The 282-nt window shown below is 75.5% G+C and carries 1 protein-coding gene; it reads right to left on the bottom strand.

Annotated elements, in window-relative coordinates; genetic code table 11:
• Window positions 1–282, bottom strand: a 282-nt coding sequence (locus tag ACSNOK_RS33955) for a hypothetical protein (RefSeq protein ID WP_436784594.1), incomplete at both ends; no start/stop codon positions are given.

The raw sequence follows: 282 nt of genomic DNA, 5'->3' as shown, positions 1-282 counted from the left end.
CGTCCTCCAGCCCTCGCATCTGGAAGGCGCCGAGGGCGACGACGGGGAAGAACGGCTGGTGCTCGGGGCGGATCTCCTCCAGCGTGGACAGGGCGGGCGTCGGGGCGTCCGGTGTCGCACGCCACGTTCCGTCCCCCTCCGCGGACCAGATCCCCGACCGCTCCAGAAGAGGCGCCAGAAGGGGGAACAGGCGCCGCAGCCGGGGGGAGGCGCCCGCGGCCACGAGGTCGTCGACGCCGAACGCGCGGTCCGGGTGGTCCGCCCGTTCGGCGCGTCCCCGGT

The sequence above is a fragment of the Streptomyces sp. URMC 126 genome (assembly GCF_051386555.1).
Classification (GTDB): domain Bacteria; phylum Actinomycetota; class Actinomycetes; order Streptomycetales; family Streptomycetaceae; genus Streptomyces.
This window is presented reverse-complemented; position numbering and strand designations above follow the sequence as displayed.